This is a genomic window from Pseudorhodobacter sp. W20_MBD10_FR17 (assembly GCF_052119765.1).
In the GTDB taxonomy this organism is placed as follows: Bacteria; Pseudomonadota; Alphaproteobacteria; order Rhodobacterales; family Rhodobacteraceae; genus Pseudorhodobacter.
The window spans coordinates 1-9,443 of the sequence record NZ_JBGQOQ010000068.1 but is presented as its reverse complement, the minus strand read 5'-3'; the positions used below and the strand labels follow the sequence as shown (position 1 = coordinate 9,443).

Genomic DNA, 9,443 nt, shown 5'->3' with positions numbered 1-9,443 from the left:
CCCTCTGCTTGGTTGCAATAAAACCATCTTGGCACAATTGATGCCGTTGGGGTGGGGGCATCCACCGCATCAGTTCAGAACGACCTGCGGACAGTTATTGCCCTTGCGCTGGCCAATGGCGCGCGGGTCGTGATCATCCGCCCCCCGCCCCCCGCTGCCCGACAGGTTCCGCGCAGCCCTTCCCACGCTCGCGGGGTTTGAGCCGCAGCTGATGGCCGTGTTGGCTGACCATAACGTCGCGTTTTATGACTTCTCGCGGGCCATTCCTGAATCCCGATACTACTTTGACACTGACCACCTGAACCGAGCCGGTGTGCAGCGCTTTCTGGATGAGGCGCTAGCAACGGTACTGCAAGATGACGTTGGCCAAGATCAATGACGGAGGCGCGGCGCCTAAGCCGACGATAGCGCACGGATCGCCCCGACAAGTTCGGGGGGCGACAGTTGCATAAGGTTTTTGACAATTTCCTTTTGCACACTTGCCCGCAACCCGTCGGATATCTCTGCGCGCCAACGGCCAATTGCCTGCGCCGGTGCAATCACGACCAGCTTGTCAAATGCCCCTGCCTTCTGCTGGTCTTCAAGATAGCTAAGGACCTCTTGCATCAGGTTACGCGCATCCTTTTCAATTGGGTTCGAGCTGGGCTCGACACCGAACCGTCTACCTCCGCCCGCAGATGCAAAGCTGCGGGTCTGACGGTCCTGATAAACATCGCGCATGTCGCGGCTTTTGCCTTGAATGACAATCTCGGCCGGGGTCGCCTCATGCGGAGAAGGAAGCCTGCGCAGAATGCGCGACCGGCTGTCATCCATAACGATATGCCAAATACGTTCCAGTTTCATCGCAGTAATCCTACTTATGATGATCCGCTACCGCGCGGGTCAATTCACCCGCAAGCTGAAGGCCCACAGAATGCGCCACATCGCCAAGGCTAAGCATGCCAACCATCCGTTTTTCTTCATTCAAAACGGGCAAACGGCGAATTTTCTTCTGGTCCATAAGGTGGATAACATCCTCCAACGTCTCATCGGTGTTGCAATAGACGATGCCCCTGGTCATGACGCTTTCGGCTGTGGTTGTCTTTGGATCAAGCCCCTTGGCCACAACCCGCGTCGCAAGGTCGCGGTCGGTAATCATCCCCACCAGCTTGTCCTTTTTACCGATAGGAATCGCGCCAATATCATCCTTGGCCATACGCTCTGCAATTTTGATAACCATGGTATCCGCTTCCATCCATTCTGCGGGCGCATGCATTGCTTCACTGATCTTCATCACAACCTCCATTAAACTTCGGATTCAAGTGTCACACCAAAGCCGCAAGCCATCATTGACCGCTATCAATGGGATGCAAGCCCGCGTTCGCGGTGAAGGATTTGCGCAAAGATCCATCGGCTTCAACCATCGCTGGAACCCGTCAAATGTGATGAGTTGAAAGCGGCAGACGATAGATCACTGTCCGGTAGTTGCTGGTTCTGCGATAAGATGGAATGCGCCTGTTTTCTCGGGCGTGGCCGAGACAATACGATGTCAGGCGTTTTTTAGTCCAATAACTCCCGCAGTGCTTTGGCAAGGTCGTGCAACCTGTATGGTTTGTGCACGATATGATATTTGTTGCTGGCGGCTTTGGCACTATTGTTGGCATATCCGGTTGCCAACAAAACTTTTAGGGCAGGGTTGATCACAAGTGCCTGATCGGCAACTTCAAACCCGTTCAGGCCGCCGGGCATCACAACATCTGACAAGATCAAATTGATCCCTTTGGTATTGCGCAGGGTTTTCAGCGCGGTAGGGCCGTTTGCAACAGCCAAGGCATGATAGCCCAAGCTTTCCAACCGTGTCACAGTAAGCTGCCTGACGCGCGGATCATCTTCAACCACCAGAATGGTTTCATTATGCGACGGCACTATTTTGCTGTCTTCGTGTGACTCGACAACCTTGGAGCTTTGCGCGGCGGTCGGAAGAAAGACGGTAACCGTAGTGCCCTTGCCCTCTGCGCTGTCAATCGTGACGTGGCCGCCGGATTGTTTGACAAAACCGTAAACCATGCTCAGCCCAAGGCCCGATCCGGCACCAATACCCTTGGTTGTGAAAAACGGCTCAAAGGCGTGGGCGATTTGGTCAGGCGTCATCCCCTTGCCAGTGTCTGCCACCGACAGGGCGACATAGTCACCGGGATCAACATCAACTTGCGTAGCGGCATATGTCTTGTCCAGAGTAACATTCCGGGTCCGGATCGTTACATCGCCACCGTTGTTCATGGCATCACGGGAATTGATGGCAAGGTTCAAAATCGTCGCCTCAACCTGGCCGAGATCGGCATGTGTCAAACGCAAATCCTTGGCCAACTCGGTCTTGATCGTGATGTCATCCCCCAGCGCCCGGACCAAAAGCGGTTTGAACGCGGTTACAATATCATTCAGGGCAACAATGGTCGGTTCAAGCGTCTGTTTGCGCGAGAACGCCAGCAATTGCGCGGTCAGTTTCGCACCAAGCTCGGAAGCTTCCAGCGCCTCGGCCAGTAACTCTTTCTTTCCGAAATCCCCCAGATGCATCGAGAGCAGTTCAAGATTGCCGATGATGACCGTCAGTAAATTGTTGAAATCATGCGCCACGCCGCCGGTCAATTGCCCGACGGCCTCCATCTTTTGCGCGTGCTGTAATGCATCCCGACGTTTCATGTCTTCGGTCAGGTCGTGCATGATGCCGGTAAAATTCTGTTCGCCCCGACTCCACCATTCGGCCACGGTAAGGCGGATTGGTACCTCTGTGCCATCCTTGTGGCGGGCCTTTAGCTCGCGACTGGACCCAATCATTTTTTTCTTTTTGGTTTTGATATAATTGGCAATATAATCGTCGTGGTGCCTTTGGTGCTCTGCCGGCATTAACATTTTGATGTTCTGGCCAATCACTTCGGCTGACGTATATCCCAACATCGGGCAGGCCGCAGGGCTATAGCTGGTGATGATGCCCTTGGCGTCAATGGTGACAATCGCTTCGGGTGCGGCGTTTATGATCGCGCTCAGTCTTTCCTCGCGCTCTTCAAGCTCGTGCTGAATGCGATGCTGTTCAGTGATGTCATCGATGACCAACAAGATAAAATCGACGCGGCCATTTTGATCATTCAACTGGCGTGCATTTATCCGCATGGTGCACACATCTTGGTCAGTCGTTACCAGTTCTACCATATGCCCCTCAACGCTGGTCTTCTCCGGCAAGACACGTTCTAGTAATTTGCGCAGCTCGGGTTGGTTCCACTGCCCGTTTTGCAATTCAAACAGTGGATTGCCTTTGACGTTTTCCGCCGTTGTCTTGAATGTCGTGAAAAAAGACCGGCTGGCTTTTACCACCTTCAGATCTGCGTCCAGTACCAGCAATGGCTCGCTGATAGTGCCGATAATGCTTTCCGCAAATTGCAGCGCATCCTCGTTCGCCTGATGCAAAACTTTGATATCCGTGACATCCGTAAAAGTAACGACAACCCCGCCGATTTTGCCGTCTTGGGTCCGATAGGGCAAAATATGGCGGATGTACCATTTGCCATATTTTGCCTGTACCTCCAGCTTGATCGGGACAAGCTGCGCCAGAACCTTAGCGGCATCGGTCAACAGCGCAGGGTCGTCGATCTTGCCAGTGATATCACTGAACGGGCGGCCAACGTCATTTGCGATGACATTGAAAATATCGCGGGTCTTAGGTGTGAAACGCATGATGTTGAAATCGCGGTCCAAAAACAGCGTTGCAATTCCCGAGCTGGACAACAGGTTATTCAGATCGTCAGTCAGGCGGCGTTCGTCTTCAACCTTTTGCTGAAGCTGGGTGTTAATCGTCGTCAGCTCTTCGTTCAACGATTGCAATTCTTCTTTGGAGGTTTCCAGCTCCTCATTGGTCGACTGGAATTCCTCGTTCATCGACATCGCCTCTTCGTGCGATGCCTTCAATTCCTCGGTCGAAAGTTCGTATTCGTGAATCGTGGTTTGCAACTCGGCGCGCATCGTCTCCAGCTCTTGCTCAAGCCTTGTCTGAAGTGCGGCATCTCGTTGGCTGTCATCCTCGGCCTCGGCCCCTGTGACAAGTTGGTCAACAAAGGTAACGAGCACCAGCTTAGCCCCGTCCACTGTCAACGGATGCGCGGTAAGAGAGACTGGAACTTTGTGCCCCGCACGCGTCAAAGTTCCCGATGTTGTGACATCTTTATCCGAAGTAAACGCAACACGGACCGTGTTGCCAAGCTTTGACCGCAACCCATCCCGCGCCATATTCAGCACATTCTGACTGGCCGCGCCGGGTGGTACCTTAAGGTATTGATCTGTTGGTCCCTGCACGAACAACACTTCCATGCGCGTGTTGATCAGAACAGCGGCGGGCGCATACCGATCAATCAGCAGCTTCTGGCTCAGTTCGGCCAGCTGTATTCCATGGCTTGCCGCCCCCCCGCGAAGCGTCGTCGCCGACCGGCCAAAAATAGGGTTCTTTGCAATCGGAAAGTCAAACCTGCCATGCCGCGCCAATCCGACCCGTTTGTACAAACGGTGCTTTTTAGATTGTGCCTTGAAGTAGAGTTCATGATTGTTGGCCGTCTCAGACGCCCCAAGCAAAAGCAGCCCGTCATCATTCAGCGCGAAATGGAACATCTGGATAACCCGTTCCTGCGCCTCGGCGTTCAGATAAATAAGTAGGTTTCGGCACGATATCAGGTCCAGCTTGGAGAACGGAGCATCCGCAAGAATATTGTGATGAGCGAAGACCACGACATCGCGCAATTCAGGCTTTATCCGATAGGAATGGTCTTCCTTTTCAAAGAAATGCGTTAACCGCGTCGGCGACACATCGGCCGCAATAACATCGGGGTAGATGCCTGCGCGCGCGACAGATAATGCGTGTTCGTCAGCATCCGAAGCAAAGATCTGTAACTTGACGTCTTTTCTAAGGGCGTAAATGCGTTCAAGCACAAGTATCGCCAACGAATAAACCTCTTCGCCGGTCGCACAGGCGGGCACCCAAATGCGGATCGGCTGGCCCGACGGGCAATTGGCAACCAAGTCGCGAATAACATGTTCGGCAAGATACTCGAATGTCTCGGGGTCGCGAAAAAATGACGTGACCGAGATCAGAAAATCGGCGCAAAGCTTCTCAACCTCATCATACGAGTCCTTGAGCACTGCCAGATAATCGGTCGCGTTCTCCAAATGGCGCAGCGCCATTCGCCGTTCAATTCGCCGCAATAGCGTGCCTTGCTTGTAGTTTTCAAAGTTAATTGGCGTATGCGCTTTCAAAACCGCGATGATATCGGACAGCGCACCCCGCGCATTCTCGCCCAGAACCTTGGTGCTCGATCCCGTTTGTGAATAAGGATGTGCGATGTAATTGGAAATGACCACCGGCATCTTGGCGACAGGCAGAATGTGATCGACCATGCAGGACGCAATTGCACTGCGCGGCATACCGTCATGTTCGGCTTCCTTGGGGTCCTGAACCAGAACTATGCCACCGCTTTCCTTGATGCTTCGGATGCCAGCAGTCCCATCGCCCCCGGTGCCCGATAAAATGACGGCTATGGCGTTTTCCCGTTTATCCAGGGCCAATGAGCGCAGGAAGTAATCGATCGGCATACGCATCCCGCGCCGTTCAGTCGGCTCGGTCAGGTACAAGGTGCTGTTTTCGATACGCAAAAACTGCTTTGGCGGGATGATGTAAACATGATCCGGTGCAATTGGCGTATCGTTCTTGGCAAGCGCCACGGTCATCTTTGTGTGCTTGGCTAAAAGCTCGGCCATCATGCTTTCGTGGTCCGGATGCACATGATGAATGGCGACGAACGCCATGCCGCTTTTGTCCGGAATGGCCTCGAAGAAATCGATAAACGCCTGCACCCCCCCTGCCGAAGCCCCAAGCCCAACGATAGGTACAGCGCGCGGCACATGTTTTTGCGCGGGAGGCTTGGGTTTTGACGCCCGTTTTGGCAAAGTTTTTCCGGACGCCTCAAGCGATGGCTTCTTGGGTTGCCGTACCATCATTGCACCTCCGGTTTTCGCGTCAATGCTCCAATTATTAAACCGCTTTTTGCTGATTGACCAGCAGACCATGACAACCACCCCCTTTGTAGAACTGCGGGGGCGGGCGGAGATGACGGGGCGGCATACCAAGTGCCGAAAGACCTAGTTTTCTGCGCCATTTGGGCATGCGCGCCGTGCCGCCTGCACCTGACACAGCTTTGTCAGACCAATTCACAAACCGAAGGGAAATGTTTCATCCTCGGCAGCTTTGATCGGCGTTGCAATCGGGGTTACCGCTTTGGTTTTGTCAAGCCAGACAAAGGCATCATATTGCTTGGACAGTTGCGCATAGCTGTAATGGCTCGCTCTTTCGGTCTCGGGGCGGTAAATCACACCGATATACCGCTCTAGTCTTGGGTATTCGGTCATGGTTTTGAACGCCGCCGATTGATGCTTTTTAAAGTCCCACAAAAACTGCTCAATATCTACGGCATGGCAGATCGCCTCATAGCTTTCGGGAAGGGGCGGGCGAATGGGTTTGATTTCCATCGGGGCATCCCATTCCGATGCAGCGGCAACAGTGCCCGAAGCAGTTCCAAAACCAATAAGGACAGCGGTATTGCCATAGGTCTCGCGGCAAAGCTGGCCAATATTCAACTCGCCTCGGCTTCGGCCCATATCCGTAAACCGCGCATCTCCGACATGCGAGTTATGTGCCCAGACGACGGCTTTCTTGTCAGGTCCGGCATGGTCAAGAATTTGGCGCAGGGTTTGAAACATGTGACGATCGCGCAGGTTCCACGACATTTGCGACCCGTAATACATCACCCGGTAGTAGCGTTGGGCATTGGCGACAAGCCGGGCATTCTGGGTGGCATCAAAGAACCGATCGCCATTTTTGCCATTATAATCCAGTTGCCGCGCAAGCAGGTCCAGCAGGTTTTGCGTCACCGACTGTTCACAGGCAGAAAAGCCTTGGGTCAGCGCCGCACGTCCATACGCGGCGGGCTCGCGTGACCAAGGGGTCAGGCACGCATAACGCGCCCGCGCAACAGCCGCTGCTGTTTCATCAACACGGTCCAGATAGGCTAGAACCGCAGCAATCGAAGCATGCATGTTGTAGAGGTCAAGGCCATAAAAAGCGACACGGCCTTTCATCGGCCGGTTTTCGTTATGGAAGGTCAGGAAACGGGTAAACGCTTCGAATTCAGCATTGCGCCACATCCAGACCGGAAAGCGTGCAAAGGGTGTATCCAACATGGGCGCATGCGGTTTTTGGCGGATGTGATGGTCAACCGTTGCCGCATCCGGCCAGGCTGCTTCGACGGCCACGATTGAAAAACCGTGCTTTTCGATCAGCCGCTGCGTTATTGCTGCCCGCGCAGCATAAAATTCCGAAGTCCCGTGCGACGCCTCTCCTAGCAAGACAACGCGTTTTGTTCCAAACCGGTCAAACGCCCGCGCAAAATGGGGGTCGTTTATGTCCGGCAATGCTTCGGCGGCAGACCGTAGGACGGATATATCTGTATCCGCCTTTGGCGGCGGGACCGGTTTGGCCGGTGTAATGTCTGCTGTCCGCAAGTAAGCTTTGAACCAGTCAACGGCATGCTCGATCACCTCATCCAAGGTGTGCGGCTCTTCAAACAGGTGGCCTGCCCCTGAAACAATCACCAGCTTTTTCGTGGCGGTCAGTGCAATAAGCGCCCGCTCATTCAGCTTGATCACCTCATGATCATGGCTCCCCACTATAAGCAAGGTCGAGGCCCGTACTTGTGACAAAAACGGCAAGGCCAGATCCGAGCGACCACCCCGCGAAACGACTGCGGCGACGCGGCGTCGCAACTCTGCCGCAGCCACAAGCGCTGCAGCAGCCCCCGTGCTTGCCCCGAACAGACCCAAGGGCAAATTTTCAAGGTCCAGTTCGGACGTGGCCCAAAGCGATGCCTCAACCACGCGATCCGCCAGCAGGGGGATGTCAAAAACATTGTTGCGGTTTTGGGCTTCGTCTGACGTTAACAGATCAAACAGAAGCGTTGCAAATCCATGCGCGTTCAGCTTTTCGGCGACATAGGCGTTGCGGGGGCTGCGGCGGCTGGACCCGCTGCCATGCGCAAACAAGACGATACCCTTTGCGTTCTTTGGAACCGTTAGATCGCCTATCAGCCCCAGCGGCGGGATTGCGACTTGTCTCTTATAGGTGCGTGCCGCTATTGGCTTTGGGCTGGGTTCGACCGACTGGAACAGCTTTACGGTTTCATGATCTGAAAGTTGATGAAAATCCTCGTAGAACGCCCCAACTCCATGAAACGATACGACCGGGAAAATACATACGATATCGTCGGCTTGGTCAGATATCCCCTCTAACGCCGACTTGGGCGCGACGGGTAGCGCCACCACAATCCGTGCGGGACCAGACCGTTTTAGTCCGATCAGCGCGGCCTTCATGGTTGCACCGGTTGCCAAGCCGTCATCGACCACAATAACGGTTCGCCCCCGCAGGTCGGGACGGGCACGGTTTCCCAGATACACCGATTTGCGCCGATCAAGCTCGGCCCTTTGCTCGGCCACAGCCTTTGCGATGTAGGCATCATGGGCACCGGATGCACGCCGCACGTCCTCGTTTATAACGATTTGTTCGTCTGAGCCTTCGACAATCGCGCCAAGCGCAACCTCGGGGTTCTTGGGTGCGCCTATCTTGCGCACAAGCATCAATTCAAGCGGGGCGCCCAGCCGGTTTGCCAATTCGACAGCCACCGGCACCCCTCCGCGTGGCAAGGCAAGGACCAACGGGTTCTCCAGATCCATATCGACAAGAAGCCTTGCCAACATTTGACCTGCCTCTGCGCGGTCTGCGAATTTTTGTGCGATCATATCCATTCGGCAATTGTACCCAACGCATGGCGGCTAAAGTTGATTGATCTCAATTCTGCCGTGCTATTTTTTGCCCGATATCACGGCCCCGCGCTGTGAAACCACCACGCCATCGGGCGATGCCCCCAAAGGTGGAAGTCTGCAGGCGCAATGCTGGTTATTACTGACTTGCTGGAATGGGGTTTCTTATTTGAGATAAACGCTGATTCCGCAGGTTTTTAAAGGAGAATAACTATGGTTGCCGTTGCAACCATTAAAGTTTGACATTCGGCAGTTGTAAGAGCGGTGTCCCAATCACACCTTGCTGGCGTAATTCCACGGTAGCAGATCGTCGATCTGGCTTTGTTTGTGGCCATTGACGATGACTGTAAGTGTGCTTGACAGCCATGCATGGGGGCTCGATTGCGTTCATTTTGCAGGTCTCGATTAACGAGGCGATGATGGCCCAGTTTTCGGCTCCAGCGTCATGGCCAGCGAAGAGAGCGTTCTTTTTATTCAGGCCCATTGCCCGTTCATTCTGCCCATGTCGGCGAAGAGCGGGAAGTTCACTATCATTGGCATCCGTATTTTGGCCTAAA

Annotated in this window: 5 protein-coding genes and 1 pseudogene; 1 reads left to right on the top strand and 5 read right to left on the bottom strand. The window is 54.2% G+C overall.

Features of this window, described 5'->3' with window-relative positions; genetic code table 11:
* Positions 1 to 211 precede the first annotated feature (211 nt).
* Positions 212 to 379 (top strand): hypothetical protein, encoded by a 168-nt coding sequence (locus tag ACEN2J_RS20060; protein ID WP_442108436.1) that lies wholly within the window; start codon positions 212 to 214, stop codon positions 377 to 379.
* Positions 380 to 393: 14 nt separating this feature from the next.
* Here the strand turns inward: ACEN2J_RS20060 and ACEN2J_RS20055 are convergent, their stop codons facing one another.
* The 5 genes and pseudogenes from ACEN2J_RS20055 to ACEN2J_RS20035 all read right to left on the bottom strand — a co-directional run.
* The gene (locus tag ACEN2J_RS20055; RefSeq protein ID WP_442108434.1) at positions 394 to 843 is read right to left on the bottom strand and encodes a host attachment protein; all 450 of its coding nucleotides are present in this window, start codon (positions 841 to 843) and stop codon (positions 394 to 396) included.
* A gap of 10 nt (positions 844 to 853) precedes the next feature.
* A complete protein-coding gene (locus ACEN2J_RS20050) occupies positions 854 to 1,273 on the bottom strand; it encodes a CBS domain-containing protein (RefSeq protein WP_442108432.1) in 420 nt (139 codons plus the stop codon).
* 266 nt (positions 1,274 to 1,539) lie between these two features.
* On the bottom strand, positions 1,540 to 6,015 hold the full coding sequence (locus ACEN2J_RS20045; protein WP_442108430.1) for a chemotaxis protein CheB: 4,476 nt from the start codon (positions 6,013 to 6,015) through the stop codon (positions 1,540 to 1,542).
* A 210-nt stretch (positions 6,016 to 6,225) separates the two neighbouring features.
* On the bottom strand, positions 6,226 to 8,871 hold the full coding sequence (locus tag ACEN2J_RS20040) for an erythromycin esterase family protein (protein ID WP_442108428.1): 2,646 nt from the start codon (positions 8,869 to 8,871) through the stop codon (positions 6,226 to 6,228).
* A gap of 288 nt (positions 8,872 to 9,159) precedes the next feature.
* Positions 9,160 to 9,376: pseudogene (locus ACEN2J_RS20035) on the bottom strand (transposase domain-containing protein); the annotation flags it as partial.
* Between the last annotated feature and the right edge of the window lie 67 nt (positions 9,377 to 9,443).